The organism is Caulobacter hibisci (assembly GCF_016135805.1).
GTDB lineage: Bacteria > Pseudomonadota > Alphaproteobacteria > Caulobacterales > Caulobacteraceae > Caulobacter > Caulobacter hibisci.
Map to the genome: position 1 here is coordinate 26,155 of NZ_JADWOX010000016.1, position 15,520 is coordinate 41,674.

21 protein-coding genes and 1 pseudogene are annotated in these 15,520 nt (G+C 70.6%); 9 read left to right on the forward strand and 13 right to left on the reverse strand.

Annotated elements, in window-relative coordinates; genetic code table 11:
* The first annotated feature begins 13 nt into the window (after positions 1-13).
* From I4Q42_RS19360 to I4Q42_RS19375, 4 genes are all read left to right on the forward strand, one after another.
* Entirely contained in the window at positions 14-532 is a 519-nt protein-coding gene (locus I4Q42_RS19360) for a hypothetical protein (RefSeq protein ID WP_198577732.1), read from the forward strand.
* 80 nt (positions 533-612) lie between these two features.
* A complete protein-coding gene (locus tag I4Q42_RS19365) occupies positions 613-1,071 on the forward strand; it encodes a DUF805 domain-containing protein (RefSeq protein WP_198577733.1) in 459 nt (152 codons plus the stop codon).
* A 73-nt stretch (positions 1,072-1,144) separates the two neighbouring features.
* Entirely contained in the window at positions 1,145-1,543 is a 399-nt protein-coding gene (locus I4Q42_RS19370) for a DUF805 domain-containing protein (RefSeq protein ID WP_198577734.1), read from the forward strand.
* Complete coding sequence (locus tag I4Q42_RS19375) at positions 1,540-1,950, forward strand: DUF805 domain-containing protein (RefSeq protein ID WP_198577735.1); 411 nt, start codon at positions 1,540-1,542, stop codon at positions 1,948-1,950. Before I4Q42_RS19370 ends, I4Q42_RS19375 begins: the two co-directional genes overlap by 4 nt.
* Here I4Q42_RS19375 and I4Q42_RS19380 read toward each other — a convergent pair.
* The 10 genes from I4Q42_RS19380 to I4Q42_RS19425 form a co-directional block, all read right to left on the reverse strand.
* Entirely contained in the window at positions 1,947-2,492 is a 546-nt protein-coding gene (locus tag I4Q42_RS19380) for a phage tail tape measure protein (protein WP_198577736.1), read from the reverse strand. The genes I4Q42_RS19375 and I4Q42_RS19380 overlap by 4 nt on opposite strands.
* Positions 2,489-2,704: a phage tail assembly chaperone gene (locus tag I4Q42_RS19385; protein WP_198577737.1), complete on the reverse strand. Its 216-nt coding sequence runs from the start codon at positions 2,702-2,704 to the stop codon at positions 2,489-2,491. Before I4Q42_RS19385 ends, I4Q42_RS19380 begins: the two co-directional genes overlap by 4 nt.
* Positions 2,701-3,012: a GTA-gp10 family protein gene (locus I4Q42_RS19390; RefSeq protein WP_198577738.1), complete on the reverse strand. Its 312-nt coding sequence runs from the start codon at positions 3,010-3,012 to the stop codon at positions 2,701-2,703. The genes I4Q42_RS19385 and I4Q42_RS19390 overlap by 4 nt, the downstream gene beginning before the upstream one ends.
* Before the next feature lie 19 nt (positions 3,013-3,031).
* Positions 3,032-3,448: a phage major tail protein, TP901-1 family gene (locus tag I4Q42_RS19395; RefSeq protein WP_198577739.1), complete on the reverse strand. Its 417-nt coding sequence runs from the start codon at positions 3,446-3,448 to the stop codon at positions 3,032-3,034.
* Between the two features lie 34 nt (positions 3,449-3,482).
* The gene (locus tag I4Q42_RS19400; RefSeq protein ID WP_198577740.1) at positions 3,483-3,878 is read right to left on the reverse strand and encodes a DUF3168 domain-containing protein; all 396 of its coding nucleotides are present in this window, start codon (positions 3,876-3,878) and stop codon (positions 3,483-3,485) included.
* Positions 3,875-4,147 carry a head-tail connector protein gene (locus I4Q42_RS19405; protein ID WP_198577741.1) on the reverse strand — a complete coding sequence of 91 codons (273 nt, stop codon included), beginning with the start codon at positions 4,145-4,147 and terminating at the stop codon, positions 3,875-3,877. Before I4Q42_RS19405 ends, I4Q42_RS19400 begins: the two co-directional genes overlap by 4 nt.
* Positions 4,148-4,358: 211 nt before the next feature.
* Positions 4,359-5,582, reverse strand: a complete 1,224-nt coding sequence (locus I4Q42_RS19410) for a phage major capsid protein (RefSeq protein ID WP_198577742.1) — start codon at positions 5,580-5,582, stop codon at positions 4,359-4,361.
* Between the two features lie 161 nt (positions 5,583-5,743).
* Complete coding sequence (locus tag I4Q42_RS19415; protein ID WP_198577743.1) at positions 5,744-6,154, reverse strand: HK97 family phage prohead protease; 411 nt, start codon at positions 6,152-6,154, stop codon at positions 5,744-5,746.
* Positions 6,151-6,399, reverse strand: a complete 249-nt coding sequence (locus I4Q42_RS19420; RefSeq protein ID WP_198577744.1) for a hypothetical protein — start codon at positions 6,397-6,399, stop codon at positions 6,151-6,153. Before I4Q42_RS19420 ends, I4Q42_RS19415 begins: the two co-directional genes overlap by 4 nt.
* A 130-nt stretch (positions 6,400-6,529) precedes the next feature.
* Positions 6,530-7,666 carry a phage portal protein gene (locus I4Q42_RS19425; protein ID WP_198577745.1) on the reverse strand — a complete coding sequence of 379 codons (1,137 nt, stop codon included), beginning with the start codon at positions 7,664-7,666 and terminating at the stop codon, positions 6,530-6,532.
* A 115-nt stretch (positions 7,667-7,781) separates the two neighbouring features.
* Between I4Q42_RS19425 and I4Q42_RS19430 the strand changes: the two genes are divergently transcribed.
* Positions 7,782-8,228, forward strand: coding sequence for an endonuclease domain-containing protein (locus tag I4Q42_RS19430; protein ID WP_198577746.1), 447 nt, complete (start codon positions 7,782-7,784; stop codon positions 8,226-8,228).
* An 8-nt stretch (positions 8,229-8,236) separates the two neighbouring features.
* Here the strand turns inward: I4Q42_RS19430 and I4Q42_RS19435 are convergent.
* Both I4Q42_RS19435 and I4Q42_RS26190 read right to left on the reverse strand, forming a co-directional pair.
* Positions 8,237-9,379, reverse strand: a pseudogene (locus tag I4Q42_RS19435) (DNA-packaging protein); the annotation flags it as partial.
* Complete coding sequence (locus tag I4Q42_RS26190) at positions 9,327-9,824, reverse strand: hypothetical protein (RefSeq protein WP_232793297.1); 498 nt, start codon at positions 9,822-9,824, stop codon at positions 9,327-9,329. The pseudogene I4Q42_RS19435 and the gene I4Q42_RS26190, both read right to left, overlap by 53 nt.
* Positions 9,825-10,113: 289 nt before the next feature.
* Here I4Q42_RS26190 and I4Q42_RS19440 point away from each other — a divergent pair, with 289 nt between their 5' ends.
* Positions 10,114-11,115: a glycoside hydrolase family 43 protein gene (locus tag I4Q42_RS19440; protein WP_198577748.1), complete on the forward strand. Its 1,002-nt coding sequence runs from the start codon at positions 10,114-10,116 to the stop codon at positions 11,113-11,115.
* A gap of 13 nt (positions 11,116-11,128) precedes the next feature.
* Here the strand turns inward: I4Q42_RS19440 and pbpC are convergent, their stop codons facing one another.
* Entirely contained in the window at positions 11,129-13,279 is a 2,151-nt protein-coding gene (gene pbpC / locus I4Q42_RS19445) for a multimodular transpeptidase-transglycosylase PbpC (RefSeq protein WP_198577749.1), read from the reverse strand.
* A 53-nt stretch (positions 13,280-13,332) separates the two neighbouring features.
* On the opposite strand from pbpC, the gene I4Q42_RS19450 reads away from it, so the two are divergent.
* The 3 genes from I4Q42_RS19450 to I4Q42_RS19460 all read left to right on the forward strand — a co-directional run bounded on the left by I4Q42_RS19450 (position 13,333) and on the right by I4Q42_RS19460 (position 15,361).
* Positions 13,333-13,821, forward strand: coding sequence for a YcgN family cysteine cluster protein (locus tag I4Q42_RS19450; RefSeq protein ID WP_198577750.1), 489 nt, complete (start codon positions 13,333-13,335; stop codon positions 13,819-13,821).
* Between the two features lie 165 nt (positions 13,822-13,986).
* A complete protein-coding gene (locus I4Q42_RS19455) occupies positions 13,987-14,442 on the forward strand; it encodes a hypothetical protein (RefSeq protein WP_198577751.1) in 456 nt (151 codons plus the stop codon).
* A gap of 202 nt (positions 14,443-14,644) precedes the next feature.
* Complete coding sequence (locus I4Q42_RS19460) at positions 14,645-15,361, forward strand: DUF6250 domain-containing protein (protein WP_198577752.1); 717 nt, start codon at positions 14,645-14,647, stop codon at positions 15,359-15,361.
* The last annotated feature ends 159 nt before the right edge of the window (positions 15,362-15,520 follow it).

Sequence of the window (15,520 nt, forward strand, 5' to 3'; positions counted from 1 at the left end):
GAGGTCCGAGCCCTTGCGCGTCCTTGCCCTGTTGCTGTCGCCCCGCGGCGCCATCGGCCCGCGCGCCTTCGGGCTCGGGCTGCTGTCGCTGGCGATGCTGGAGGTCGTCCTCTTCGTCGTCCTGGCCAGCCTGGATCTTTCGCCGCCAGCCCTGCTGCCGGCGATCGGTCCCTGGTTCATCGCCTTCGACGGCCCGATGCTGGGCGCGCAGGGCTGGCTGCTGAACCTTGCGGTCATCGCCCTGCAGGCCTGGATCAGCGGCGTCCTCTGCCTCAAGCGGCTGCGCGACGCTGGCCGTGGCCCCGCGCCCCTGGTCAACGTCTGGCTGGCCAATCTGGCCCTGGGCGGCTGCGCCTTGCTTAAGATCGTCGAGGTCGAACGGTCAAATACCGATTCCCTGGGCATGCTCGTCTTCGCCATCACCCTGCTCGGCGCCGGCGCGGCAGGCCTGATTTGGATCGTCTTCCTGATGTGGCTGGGTCCCGCCCGGCGGCCGGCGCCGCCAGCGTCGACGCACGTCCCCGCGGGTTAAACCCCTGTCATGACGTCCATTTCACTTCGAAGGCGCGAAGACCGGTCCTAGTCTCTCCTCAAGGTTGGGAGACCAAAGACATGGACTGGAAAACGCTTCTCTTCACGCCCGACGGCCGCATCGGCCGCCAGGCCTTCTGGATCGCCTGGCTGATGCTGCTGGGCGTCAACGTGGTCGCCGGCTGGATCCCCGTCATCGGCTGGATCGCCTCGCTGGTCACCCTGTTCTGCTTCGTCTGCATCTACGCCAAGCGCCTGCACGACATGGGCAAGAGCGGCTGGTGGCAGCTGCTGCCGATCGTCCTGGGACCCGTCCTGCTGATGGGTTCGGTGATCTGGCTGGTGTTCGGCTCGGCCGCCATCGCGATCGGCGGCGGCGACCCGCAATACTTCGCCCTGGCCAGCGTCGGCGCCATGATCATCGCGGCCATCCTCGGCTTCGTGATCACGGCCGGCTTCACCCTGTGGGTCGGCTGCGCCGAGGGCCAGACCAGCGACAACCGCTGGGGCGACCCGCCCCTGCACGCCCTGGCGGTGTGATCCGCCGGCGCCCTTTCACCGACGCAACCCCGCCGCTAATCTGCGGCGGGGTTTCTGTTTCGGGGCGGCGTCGTTGGACATCATCAGGGGCTATCTGACCGGGCGCTGTCGGCGACCGGAATACTGGGCCGGCGTGCTGGTGCTGATCGGTCTGAACTGGGGTTCGAACCAGATCCCTTGGACCAGCCTGCTGTTCTGGCCTCTGCTTGTCGCCTGGTTCGTGCTGGCGTCCCGGCGACTGCGCGACATCGGCTGGTCGCCCTGGCTATGCCTGATTCCAGCCGCCGCCCTTCTGGCGTTCCTCGTCGTGGCCGCCATGGCCACGATGCAGGTCATCGACGACAGGCTCCGGTCTGCGGCGCCGATCATGCTGCTCCTGGTATGGCTCGGCTTCTGGCTGCTGATCGGCGTCAGGAAGTCCGCCCCGGCCGCCGGACCCACGCCCCAGACCCAGGCCGAGGTGTTCGGATGAGCGCCTTGGCCCTTCGCAAGGTTCTGCGCACCGCTCTACTGGGAAGAGGCGGCCGTCCAGAATACTGGTTCGGCCTCGTCGCCACGATCTGCGTGTTCGGCGTAGCGTTCGCCTATTGGCCTGGTGGCCGCCAGCTGTTTCCGCCCTGGATGGCGATACTGATCTGGCTGTGGGTCGCCTCGCGGCGCCTGCGCGACATCGGCTGGCCCGCCTGGCTCTGCCTGTGGCCGATCATTGTGGCGGTCGCCGCCCTGCTCACCGTCCCACAGGTCGGGCGGCTCTGGCTCTATCAGCTACTCAATCTCCTGCCGCTGCCGTGGCTGCTCTTCGCCATCGCCATCGGCGCGTGGAAGCCCAAGGCCGCCGCCCTCGCGAGCCCCGAAGATCAGGCCGGGGTGTTCGGCTAGAGCCGCCGCGCGCCCAGGCTCACCGCCCGCGCCAGGGCCTGGGCCAGCTGGGCGTCCGAGCGCGCCAGGCCCGCCGCGTCGCCGCCGCTGACCTGCACCGTCACGCTCATGCCGCCGCCCCCCAGCGGTTCCACGGTTCCGGCGCCGGCCGGGCGGAACACCTCCGGCCCGCGCTCGCCGACCAGATAGGCCCCGCCGCCGGTCACCGGTCCGCCGTCGGCCCGCGCCCCCGAAAAGCTCGAGCCCAGGGCCGAGCTCAGCGCCTCGCCCAATCCCCCGCCAAGCCCGGCGCCGTCTCGCGTCCCGCCGGCCGCGGCCTCCACCGCCGCCAGCACCGCCCGCGCCAGCTCGGACAACGACACCTCGCCGTCCGCCGCCGCCCGGGCCAGCGACCGGGCCAGGCTCGAGCCGGCCGCCGAGAAGGCGTCCTCGATCGAGCGCGCCGCCGCCCGCGCCGGGGCCTCCAGCGCCGTCAGGGCCTGCGCCGCCTCGGCCGCCTGGATCGGCAGGCCGGCCAGCCCGCCCTCGTCGAAGCCGCTCATGCGTCGTCCTCCTGGTCCCCGTCGGGATCGTCATCGGGAAACCGCGCCATCAGCGCCTCCAGCGCCGGACGCGGCAGGGCGGGCGAGGCCGGCGGTCCGGCCAGGGCCCGCCACTCCGGCAGCGACAGCCGCCAGAACGCCGCCGGCGGCAAGGCGAACTCCCGCGCCGCCCGCCGCAGCAGCTCGGGCCAAGGGCGCTTCGAGGCGGTCATACCGCCGCCGCCAGCGCCTTGGCCACCGCCGCGGCGGCTTCGCGCACGTCCAGCCTGCCCACGTCCAGCGGCGGCGCCCCGTCCTCGTCGTCGAGCAGGGCCTGCAGCACCGCCAGCAGGTCGCGCGCCGACATTCTGGCGATCCGTCCCGGCAGCTGGCTCCAGTCCTCCAGCTCCAGGGCCTCCTCGATCCGCGCAAGGGCACCCAGGGTCAGGCACAGCCGGCGCGTCACCCCGCCCAGCACGGCCGTCACCTCGCCTCGCGCGGCGTTGGCGGGCGCGCGATTGCAGGTGGTCTGAATGGTCATGTGGTTCCTCCCTGGGAATCTAGATCGCCGTGAAGCTCACCTGCCCGGCCGAGGCCAGGGTCAGGGCGAAGGCCGCCTCGCCGTCGTGCTGGCCGGCATATTCCAGCGCCGAGACGAAGAACGGCCCCTCCATCTGGATGAAGTCGGGGATCACCAGCCGCCAGGTGCGCAGGGTCTGGGAGAAGAAGCTGTCGCGCACCATCGCGTCCGAGGCCGCGTCGCGGAACACCCCGCTGCCCGACACCGAGGCCGAGCGCACCCCGGCCGCCGCCAGCAGCTCGCGCCAGCGCCCGGTGCTGTCGCCGTCGGTGGCGTCGATCGCCCGGGCGTTCAGGCTGATGGTCCGGGCCCGCAGGCCCGCCACCGTCGTGAACACCGGGGTCGATGCGCCGTCGCTCATCTTCAGCAGCATGTCCTTGCCGGCTTGCGCGGCCATGGACGCCTCCATCGCTTGTGGAAAAAGGGAAAACTCAGGCCGGTTCGCTGACCACCCGCAGGCGCAGCACGCCCAGGGTCAGCTCGTCGTCGGCCGCCGCGAACACGTCGGAGAACCGCACCCGGCACGAGGCGACCTTGCGCCCCGCCACCAGGGGGCGGGCGTCGTGCAGCGCCAGCCGCGCCGCCGCCGTCATCGCCCGCGCCTCCTCGGGCCCTCCGAACCGCGAGGCGCAGGTGATGGTCACCACGTGCTCCAGCAGGTCCTCGCCCACGGGCCGGCTCTCGATCCGGCCGACGCTGACGCACGGATAGGTCAGCATCCGTGGCTGATCGGCATGGACACGTGTTCCGACGATCGTCGTCACCGCCGGCGCCGCCGCCAGCACGCTCGCCAGGGCGGCGGCCAGATCGCTCTCGACGCCGCTCACAGCCGCGCCTCCCGATAGGGGGCGAGCCAAGGCTCGACCAGCGACAGCGGCGGCGGCCTTTCACCGTCGCGATGCTCATAGGCGTGGCAGGCCAAAACGAGCACGGCCAGGCGCAGCGGGGCGGGACTGGCGGTCGTCAGGGCCACGCCGGCCGCCTGCCCGACCCGCGCCTCGGCGGCGTCGATCAGCAGGGAAACCAGCGCGTCCTCGCCGCTCCCGCCCACGCGCAAGAACCCCTTGGCCTCGGCCAGGGTCACGGAATTGGGCATGGGGATGTTTCCGATGATTTTGAAGAAAAGCCGCAGCTTCGACCTTCAGGAACCTCCCCCCGTGGGGGAGGCGATCGCGTCAGCGATCGGTGGGGGGAGCGGCCGCCAACCCGGCCGCTCCCCGAAAGCTGAAAACGTCCCCCCTCCGGCCCTGCGGGCCGCCTCCCCCACAGGGGGAGGTTCCCGATGCGCCGGAGAAGGGCCTTCCGTGCTAGCTCGCCGCGAACTTCAGCAGCTTCACCGCGTCGAAGTTCTGCACCCCGCCGCCGACCCGCTTGGTGGTGTAGAACAGCACGTGCGGCTTGGCCGAATAGGGGTCGCGCAGCACCCGCACCCCGGCCCGGTCGACGATCAGGTAGCCCTTCTCGAAGTCGCCGAAGGCCACCGCCAGGCCGTTGGCGGCCACGTCGGGCATGGCCTCGATCTCGGTCACCGGGAAGCCCAGCAACGACGCCGACTGCCCCGGCTGCAAGGCCGCGTTCCAGATGTAGTTGCCTTGCGCGTCCTTGAACTTGCGCACCGCGCTGACCGTGCGGCGGTTCAGCACGAAGCGGCCGTTCTGCCGGTATTGGGTCTTGGTGGCGTAGATCAGGTCGATCAGCTTGTCGGTCGGGTTGCTGGCCGGCCAGGCGCCCGCCACGCCGGTGGCCAGGTAGCCCAGTTGCCCCCAGGTGTAGCTGGCGTCCGGCGCGGCCGTGTAGGCCAGCAGGCCCTTGGGCTTGTTGACCCCGTCGCCCGACACGAAGGCCGTGGTCTCCTGGGCGGCGAACGCGTCCTGCACTTCTTCCGCCAGCCACTCGTCGATGCTCACATAGGCGTCGTCGAGCAGGGCCTGGGTCGCGGCCGGGCTGGCGTAGAGCTCGCCGGCCGGGAAGTCGATCACGTCCAGGGTCGGGGCCGTGGTCTCCGGCCGCGCGGCCGTCTCGGCCACCCAGGCGGCGGCCAGGCCCGCCGGCGACACCGGCTTGCGGAAGGTCCCCGCCCCGATCGTGCGCACCTGGCAGATCTCGCGCATCGGCGAGGTGGCGGCCAGGCGACGCAGGATCTGCCGCTCCAGCTCCGGCGGCGCCACATAGCCGCCGGCCGTGGCCACGCCCTCCGACAGGCCCTTGGCCTCGAGCAGCCCCGCCGTCTCGCCGGTCTTCACATAGCGATCGAAGGCGGCCTTGCGCTCGTCGACCCGCGCCACCGGGGCCTCGCCGCCCAGCGCCGGACGCCGGCTTTCGGCCAGGATGCGGTCCAGCCGGTCCTGGGCGCTGGTCAGGGCCGCGTCGATGCGCGCGGCCTTCTCCTCCAGCAGCACGTCGGCGCTCTTGGCTTCGATCGCCGCCAGCCTCTGGTCGTTGGCCGCCTTGAAGCCCTCGAACGCCGCCAGCACCTCGGCAAACGCCGCCCGGGCCTCCGGCGAGGCCGGAACCTGTTTGGTTTCCTTCATGGGGTTCTCCGTCACGGATGACCTTCTCCCCTTGCGGGAGAAGGAGGGGCCCGCCGGCCACAGGCCGGTGGGAGGATGAGGGGTTGCGCGGCACGTCCGGCGAGACCCCTCATCCGACCGCTTTCGCGGCCACCTTCTCCCGCAAGGGGAGAAGGGAAACTTCAGCCGGCCACCGTCAGCCGCGCGCCCGGCAGCATCGGGAAGGTCACCACCGACACCTCCCAAAGCTCCACCCGGCTCAGCACCCGCAGCGGCCCTTGCGTCCGCGCCTTGACCTGCCGGAAGCCGATCGACAGGCCATCCAGCGCACCGGCCTTCACCAGCGCCGCCACCAGCCGCCCACGCGGCGTCGCGGTGATGATCCGCCCACGGACAAAGAGCCCGCGCGCGTCCTCGAAAACCTCGTCCCAGACCCCGATCGGCTCGGCCTCGTCATGCTGATGCAGCATGCGGATCGCCCCCGCCCCGCCGGCTTCCAGGCTCTCGCGGAAGGCCCCGGCGGCGGTGACGTCGTCGTTGAGATCCCGCGTCCAGAACAGCGAGGCGTAGCCCTCGATCGCCACGTCCTTCATCGGCGCTCTCCGTCCAGCTTGGCCTCGATCCGCACCAGGGCCGCACGCGTGGCGTCGGCCTGCGCCTCCAGCCGCGCCAGCCGCTCGGCCACCGGCGCCTGGGCCTCGAGTCGCCGCGACAGGTCGTCGATCCGCGCGCTGGCCCGCCCGGCCCACATCAGCGCGGCCGCCGCCTGCAACACCACCGCCACCAGCACGGCGGCCGAGATCTGGCGGTCCAGCCGCCAGCGGTTGGTTGTCGTCATGGAAAGACCCCCTCAGTCGGCTTTGCCGACAGCTCCCCCAGAGGGGGAGCATCTGGTTCGCGCTCAAAGATCCTCCCCCTTTGGGGGAGGTGGCCCAGAGGGCCGGAGGGGGCCGCCCGCCAGGGCGGCCTCAGCCCTCCAGCCCCGCCAGCCGTCGCCGCTCCGCGTCGGTCAGAAAACTCGCCGCCTCCAGCCGCGCCCACAGCGCGTCCCGCTCGGCGCTCAAGGCCGGCACGGCGTCCAGATCGCAGCCCACCCGCGCGCCGGGGAACTTCACCCCCAGCCACGCCGTCAGCGCTCGCGCCGCCCGTTCGGCCAGCGGAACCACCGTGTGCCGCCAGAACGCGCCATTGGCCTCGCGATAGTTGGCGTAGGTGTTGTCGCCCGGGATCCCCAGCAGCTGCGGCGGCACCCCGAACGCCAGGGCGATCTCCCGCGCCGCCGCGTGCTTGCCCTCGACGAAATCCAGGTCCGCCGGGGTCAGCGACATCGGCTTCCACTCCAGCCCGCCCTCCAGCAGCAGCGGCCGCCCGGCGTTGTCGGCGCCGGCGTGGGCGCCCGCCAGCTCGGCCTTCAGCCGCTCGAACTGCTCCTCGGAAAGCCGATCCCCGTCGCGCCCGCCATAAACAAGCGCCCCCGAAGGCCGCGCGGCGTTGTCCAGCAGCGCCTTGTTCCACGCCCCCGAGGCGTTGTGCACGTCGATGGCGAAGGCGGCGGCTTCCAGCGGCGAGGCCCCGTAGTGGTCGCTGGTCGGATTGAACAGCTTCAGGTGCAGCACCGGCAGCCAGCCCTCGCCCTCCCGCGCGATCCGCGCCGTCCGCCCGCCGGCCTGGTAGTCGTAGGCCGCCGGCCATCCGCGCGGCCCCGGAACCACCGCCATCCGGTCGGGCCGCAGCGCATAGAGCTCGCCCGGCCCCTCGCCCGCCGCCTCCAGGTAGCCGTTCCCCGCCACCTGCAGGTGACCGAAGAACTGCTCCATCAGGTCCGGCCCGCCCTGCTCGGGATTGGGCCGCGCCAGCAACCTCGCCAGCGGATGGTCGTCGCTGCGCCGGCCGTCGTGGAACACCACCAGCGGCGTCGCGGCGGCTGCTTCGGCGATCATCCGCACGCAGCGATAGGCCACCGGGTTCTTGCCGAACCCCTCCGCCGCCAACGCCCCATAGTCCCTGGGCGTCCACTGCGCCCGCCCGCCGCTGGTCAGGGCGACCAGCCTGGCGGCGCGGGAGTCCTTGATTTCCGGCGCACGCCGGGATGCGAAGAGGGCCATGGCCGCTCCCGTGAAGGTTGAGAACAAATTAGGAACATGCTAAAGGCGAAGCGACGTACTCAAGGAACCTCCCCCCGTGGGGGAGGCGATCGCGAAGCGATCGGTGGGGGGAGACATGCCCGACGAAAACCCTGTCGTCAGACGCGCCCGCGCCCTGCGCAAGGACATGTCGTTGCCTGAAATGATGCTCTGGAAGGCCCTGCGCGGCAGCCAACTGGACGGCCTGCGCTTTCGCCGCCAGCACCCCTTCGGGCGCTACGTGCTCGACTTCTATTGTCCGGCCTTCAAGCTCGCCGTCGAGATCGACAGCTACGTCCATGAGACCGGAGACCAGCCCCGGCGCGATGCGATCCGCGACGAATACATGGCCGGTTACGGAATCCGCACCCTGCGTATCGCCGCCGCCGAAGTGCTCAAGTCCGTCGACGACGTCGTCGCGACGATCCGCGCAAATCTCCCCCCACCGACCGCTACGCGGCCGCCTCCCCCACAGGGGGAGGTTTCCTATCTACGAACCTCCCCCTATGGGGGAGGCGGCCCAAAGGGCCGGTGGGGGGCGTAGTCACGACCTCAAACCACCCGCAACCGCGGCGCCTTCCCCCCGCCCAGCATCAGCTCGCTCAGCGCCCACACCAAGGCATCCGCCCGATCCGGACTGTGCCCCAGATCCCCGTCGCCCAGCCCCATCAGCTCCTCCTCCAGCGCCGGAAACGCCCCGCAGTGCACGACGCGGCCCTGCTCGTACAAAGCCGCCACCGGCTCGGCCCGGGCCCGCTTGCCCACCGACGCTCGCACCAGCTTGATCGGGCACGGCGGCGCGGCTTGCGCGAGCACCGAGCGGACCATCTCGCCGCCCTGGTTGGCCTCGGCCACCAGCGCGTCGGCGTCGAAATCCACCGCCGCCGCGACGGCCAGGCTGGCCCAGCCGTTGGGCGACAGGCCCCGCGCCGTGCGGTCGGCCAGCACATAGGCGCGGCCGTCCCTGCGGCCCGCGACCACCACCCCGCAGGCGTCGCCGCGCGCCGTGGCCGGCGGGTCGACCGCCACCACCACCCGGTCGAATTTCGCCGGCGGCGCCCCGCGACAACGCGCCAGGTCCTCTGCGCGGAACAGGCCGCCGTCGGTCTCGACGACGATCCCCTCCAGCTCCTGGGCCGCCAGCCGCGTGCCGCCGTACAGCGCCTCCAGCGTCGCCAGGAACCGGGGCGCGAGGTTGCCGGCATTGGCCGCCGTCCCGGCCCGCGTCGTTTCCACGCCAGGCTCGGCCATCAGCACCTTCAGCGCCCGGGTCGGCCGGGGCGTGGTGGTGACCACCAACCTCGGATCCTCGCCCAGCCGCAGTCCGAACCGCAGCATCGCCAAAGTCTCGGCGGCCTTGGGCCAGGCGCAGAACTCGTCGGCCCAGGCGGCATGGAACTGCGGCCCGCGCAGGCTGTCGGGATCCTCGGCGGAGAAGGCGTAGGCCTCGGCCCCGGTCTCCCACACCAGCCGCCGGCGCGAGCCCTCCCAGCGCACGCGGTTTGCCTCCTGGGCCATGGCGCGCAGGCCGGACGGCCCCTCGATCATCACCTCGCGCACGTCGTGGAAGGTCGGTCCGACCAAGGCCATCCGGCACGGCGCCGCGGCCTGGTCCGTCACCCAGCCCGCGCCGGCGAAGGTCTTACCCGCGCCCCGCCCGCCCAGCATCAGCCAAGTCGCCCAGGGGGTCTCCGGCGGCTTCTGGTGATCCAGAGCCGTCCAGGTTCGCAGCACCTGCGCCTCCGCCGCCCTCAGCGACGACGCGCTCTTGAACCATGCGCTTAAATTCGAGAGTTCGCGCAACCGGTCCCAGTCGGCGCTCGAGAGCGGCGTGCAGCCGCTCGATGCGATCTTCGGTCCAGGGTTCGTCGTCATTCATCGCCATCTCCTCGCCGACCGCCTTGGCGACCGACGCCTTGTGTTTGGCGGCCGAGACCTTGCGCGAGCGCATCGCGGCGGCGTGGTGCAGCTCCACCGGCCGCCCGACCAGGGCCACCTGCTTGGTCGCATCCATCCGCACCTTCGGCGGCTCGTCCTTCACCTGGGTGAGGAGTTCCTTCGCCGCCTCGTGATAGATCCGCACATTGAGGTCGCGGATCTCGTCCAGCAGCGCGTCGATCTGTTCGCTTTTCTCGGCCATGACAGAAGTCTACGACAGCAGCGAACGCGTCTGATCCAGCGGCCTAATAAAGTTTCAACCCCCCGAAATAAAACGACTTTTCGCCGTGCTCAACGGGGATAAAAGTCGCTCTATCCCCGTCCGACCACCCTTTCCCTCTCTCCGAGAGAGAGGGAGGGGCCCGCCGCGCAGCGGTGGGAGGGTGAGAGGTTTCACCCTTGGCCGATCTAGGCCCGAACACACCTCGAAGACCATCGATTGACGGGCCATATTGTCTGAGTAATCGTGCCCCGTTCGTAGGGAGCACGGCATGACATCGTTCTGGACGGCGCTGGCGCTGATCGCGGCCGTAGCGGTCTCGTCTCCCTCCGAGGCGCAGGAGAAAGCCCCCATCGCGCCGGGGTCGAACCCGCTGGTCAGGGACAGGTTCACGGCCGACCCCGCGCCGCTGGTGGTCGGCGACACCCTGTTCCTCTACGTCGGCCACGACGAGGCCCAGCGCGACGAGATGTTCAACATGCGCGAGTGGCTGGTCTATTCGACGACCGACATGAAGACCTGGACCGCCCATCCGCCGATCATGAAGGCGACGGACTTCAAATGGGCCAGGAAGGACGCCTGGGCGTCGCAGACCATCGAGAAGAACGGGAAATTCTACTTCTACACCGCCGTCGAGCACGACGCCTCGCACCCCGGCAAGGCCATCGGCGTGGCGGTGTCGGACAAGCCGACCGGCCCCTTCACCGACGCGCGCGGCTCGGCCCTGATCACCAACGAGATGACGCCCAAGGGCCCGCACAGCTGGGAGGACATCGACCCCACGGTGTTCACCGACGGCGACGGAACCACCTGGATCGCCTGGGGCAATCGCCAGTGCTATATCGCCAGGCTCAAGCCCAACATGATCGAGATCGACGGTCCGATCACCGAGATCACGCCGCCGCATTTCGAGGAAGGCCCCTGGCTGCACAAGCGCGCCGGGCTCTACTACCTGACCTATGCCTCGCTGGACCGCTCGACCCAGCGCGACGAGCACATCTCCTACGCCACCGCGCCGTCGATCACCGGACCATGGACCTATCGCGGCCAGCTCACCGGTCCTGGCCAGAACAGCTTCACCATCCATCCCGGCATCGCCCAGTTCAAGGGCGACTGGTACATCTTCCTGCACAACGCCGCCCTGGAGATCGGCGACCAGAAGGGCGCCATCGGGCGTCGGGCGGTAACGGTCGAACGCCTGCACTACGCGCCCGACGGCGCGCTGCTGGCCGTCACCCAGACCCAGGCGGGCGTGTCGACGCCGGACCGTTAGGCCGGGCGCCTCCTCAGTACGGCAGCTCCGGCGGCGCCTGCGCCCCGCCCGGCTGGCCGGCCGCCGGCTCGTCCGGTTCCCCGGCCTCCTCCAGCTCGGAAGCCGTCCGCGCGAACTCCGCCGCCAGGGTCTCGTAATAGCCGTTGCGCGGGTCCGGCGAGGTCCGGGGCGAGGGATCGGGCAGCAGCCAGGGGAAGTCGCGGATCGCCAGGTTCTGGTGCGCGGCCAGCATGAACCGCCGCCAGACGCTGGCGGGCATGTCGCCGCCGACCACCTTGTTCATCGGCTTGTCGTCGTCGTTGCCCACCCAGACGCCGGTCACGAAGTCGGGCGTGAAGCCCACGAACCAGGCGTCGCGCCAGTTCTGGCTGGTGCCGGTCTTGCCCGCCGCCGGCCAGCCGAAGGCCGCCCGCTTGGCCGTGCCCTGGTCGACCACCTTCTTCATCATCTTGACCATCATGCTGGCCCGGCCAACGTCGTAGACCTGATCGGGAACCAGCGGCCCGCGGCTGTAGATCGGCCGGCCGTCCTGGGCGGCGATGCTCTCGATGACGTAGGGCGCCACCCGCTGGCCGCCCAGCTGGAACACCTGGAAACCCGAGGTCAGCTGCAGCAGATTGACCTCATAGGCCCCCAGCGCCACCGACAGGTCGGGTCGCGGCGGCAGGCTGGTGATGCCGAACCGGCGGGCCAGATCCCCCACCTGCGCGCCGCCGGCCTCCTGGGCCAGCTTGACGGCGATGGTGTTGGTCGAGGTGACCAGGGCCTGCTCCACCGTCATCGGCCCGCGATAGTCGCCGCCGTAGTTCTCCGGCTTCCAGTCGCCGAACTGCACCGGCCCGTCGACGCGGATGTCGGTCGGCAGCACGCCCTTCTCCAGGGCCGCGGCATAGACGAACGGCTTGAAGGTCGAGCCCGGCTGGCGGCGGGCCTGCACCGCGCGATTGAAGGGGCTGGCGATGTAGTCGGTGCCGCCCACCATGGCCCGGATCGCCCCGTCGGCCGACAGCGACAGCAGCGCCGCCTGGCTGGCCCCGGCATGCTCGCCGCCCAGGGCGATGGCCTGGCGGACGATGTCGGCCCCGGCCTTCTGCAAACGGCTGTCGATGGTCAGGCGCACGGTCAGGTCCGGCGCGTTCTGGCCGGCGATGCGGATGGCCTCGGTGGTGGCGTAGTCCAGCACCCAGCCATAGTCGCCCTCGTCGCTGACGGCGTCGGGCGACAGGCGCGGGGTGTCGTCCAGCGCCCTGGCCTCCTCCTCGGCGGTGATCCAGCCTTCCTTGCGCATGTTGGCCAGCACGAGCCGCGAGCGGGCCAGGGCGCCGGCCATGTCGCGGGTCAGGGCCAGGCGCGACGGCGCCTTAGGCAGCGAGGCCAGCAGGGCCGCTTCCGACAGGGTCAGCTGGCTGGCCGGCTTGCCGAAATAGGTCCTTGCTGCGCCATCGACGCCATAGGTGTTGGCTCCGAAGAACACCCGGTTCAGATAGAGCTCCAGCACCTCGTCCTTGCTCAGCACCTGTTCCAGGCGCCAGGCCATCAGCATTTCCTGAAGCTTGCGCTCGACCGTGCGGTCCGGCGTCAGGAACATCCCCTTGGCCAGCTGCTGGGAGAGGGTCGAGGCGCCCTGCACGGTCCGTCCCGAGCGCCAGTTGACCCAGGCCGCCCGGGCGATGCCGTAGAGGTCGATCGGCCCGTGCTTGTAGAACCGCCGATCCTCGGCCGCCAGGAAGGCCAGGGGCACATAGCCCGGCACGGTGCTGACCGTCACCCGCTGGCCGTAGCGCGGGCCGCGCGTGGCGATCACCTGGCCGCTGCGGTCCTCGAACCGCACGCCCGGCGCGCGGTTGATGGCGAACAGGCTCTCGCGGCTCGGCAGGGCCGGCGTATCCTTCAGATACTTGAACCAGACATAGGCCCCGGCGCCGCCCACGGCGATGAAGCCGATCAGGGCGCTGACCAGCAGGGTGATCCACACCCAGCCCCAGCCGCCCTTCTTGCGCGGCGGCTTCAGATCGGCCCGGAACGGCTCCTCGGGCGGGCGTTGAGGCGGCTGTTGCGGCGGCGGCGGGGTCGGCGGCACGGGCGCGAATCCGCCCTGCGCCGGCGGCGGCGTGCGCCCCGGCGTGTCGTCGAACTTGTAGGGCGGCAGCGTCCAGTCGTTCACGTGCGGTGTTGCGTCCAGTTGGTCTTCGGGCCGATTGGGTTTAGGACGCCCCGATGATGGCGCGCAAACCTTTCTGGGAGACGAAATCCCTTCACCAGATGACCGTCCCCGAGTGGGAGAGCCTATGCGACGGCTGCGGCCTTTGCTGCCTGGTTCGCTTCGAAGACGAAGATACCGGCGAGGTGATCCCCACACGGGTGCACTGCCAGCTGCTCGACGCCCATCTTTGCCGCTGCAGCGACTATGCCAACCGCCGCAAGACCGTGCCCGACTGCATCAAGCTGACGCCGCACAACATTGAGGACCTGGAGTGGATGCCCCCCTCCTGCGCCTATCGCCGCCTGCACGAAGACAAGCCCCTGCCCCAGTGGCATCCCCTGATCACCGGCGACCCCGACAGCCCGCACAAGGCCGGGATCTCGATCCGCGACCAGACCATCAGCGAAACCAGCCTCGACGACCCCGAAGACGCCATGGACTTCGTCGCCACCGACCTGATGGTCGACAAGGGCGACTGGCCCTACGAGCCGGACGAGGACTGATTTTCACGGCCTGAGGCCGCGCACCAAGATCCTCCCCCTGTGGGGGAGGTGGCGCGAAGCGCCGGAGGGGGGCCGTTTTCAGCCGCCGCTGCGCTGGCCCGTTCCGCAGCCACTCCCCTCTCCGTCGCCTGTGGCGACACCTCTCCCACAGGGAGAGGGTCTCCTGTGCTTGACCTTTCCGCCCGCCACACCACCTCAAGCTGCACCTTGAGGATCGCCATGCTGCTGAGCACCCTGCTGATCTGCCTGCTCGCGGCCGCCCGCCACGACGGCCCCGTCCGCCGCTGGCTGGTCGAGCTGCCGGCAGAACGCCTGGCCGCCCTGTCGCCGCACAGGACCATAGCCCTCATCCTGCTGCTGCTGATCCTGCCCTTCGCCGGCCAGGTCATCCTGCCGGAGATGGCCTGGGTGCTGGCCCTCGACCTGGCCGCCTGGATCGAGCTGGGCGTCGCGGTCGTCGTCGCCACCCGCCTGGCCCCCGCCTGGAAAGGCCTGCGCGCCGCCGCCGTCCGCACGGTTCGCCAAGCCCTCCGCCCCGCCGCCCGCGCCCGTCGGGCGACCAGACCCCGCCGCCGCCCGGCAAAGGCCCCCGAACCCGAAGACGGATGGGCGTTGGCCTGATTTCCTTCTCCCCTTGCGGGAGAAGGTGGCGGCGAAGCCGTCGGATGAGGGGTCGCGCAAACCTCATACGCCCCGCCCAGCCTGGCCGCCGCCGCGGCCGAGGGTTCTGAGAGACCCCTCACCCGACCTCCTTCGGAGGCCACCCTCTCCCACAAGGGGAGAGGGGCTTCGCGAGCGTCTTCGGCCCTGCTACCCCTTGCCCATGCTCACCCGCCGCGTCCTCGCCCTCTCCGCCTTCGCCCTGCCGCTGGCCACCACCGCCCACGCGCAAGCCCCAGAGCCCTGGCGCAAGGCTGATCGTCTCTATACAGACGAATTTACTCAAGGCCTCGCCAACTGGATCGTCGAGGCCGAGAAACCCTCCTTCGCAAAAGCCGAAAACGGCGTCCTCGAGCTCGACGCCCCGGCCGGCCTGACCGCCTGGTTCAAGCCGCGCCTGCAAGGCCCGCTGCTGGTCGAATACCAGGCCCAGGCCGTCTACGACGGCGGCCGCAACGACCGGATCAGCGACCTCAACGCCTTCTGGATGGCCACCGACGTCCGCTCCCCGGACGACCTGTTCGCCAGCCCCCGCAGCGGCGCCTTCGCCGACTACGACCTGCTCAAGACCTACTATGTGGGCCAGGGCGGCAACTACAATTCAACCACCCGCCTGCGCCGCTATGTCGGCCGGGCGGGCGACCGCCCGATGCTGCCCCAGCACGACCTCAAGGGCGCCCGGGCCTTGCTTCAGCCCAACCGCTGGGTCGCCGTCCAGCTGGTGGCCTATGACGGCCTGATCCAGTACTGGGCCGACGGCCGCAAACTGTTCGAGCTGATCGACCAGGATCCCTACCGCAGCGGCTGGCTGGGCCTGCGCACGACGTGGAGCCGTTTGCGGTTCAGGGACTTCGCCGTGTGGCGGCTGGCGGCGGCGTAGCTAAAAGGAACCTCCCCCTCTGGGAGGCGGCCGAAGGCCGGGGCCGTTTTCAGCTGCCGGGGCGACGGCTAGGTTCCGCAAAACTCCCCCCACCGATCGCTACGCGATCGCCTCCCCCAGAGGGGGAGGTTCCCGATCACCCAAGCCTTACATTTCCAA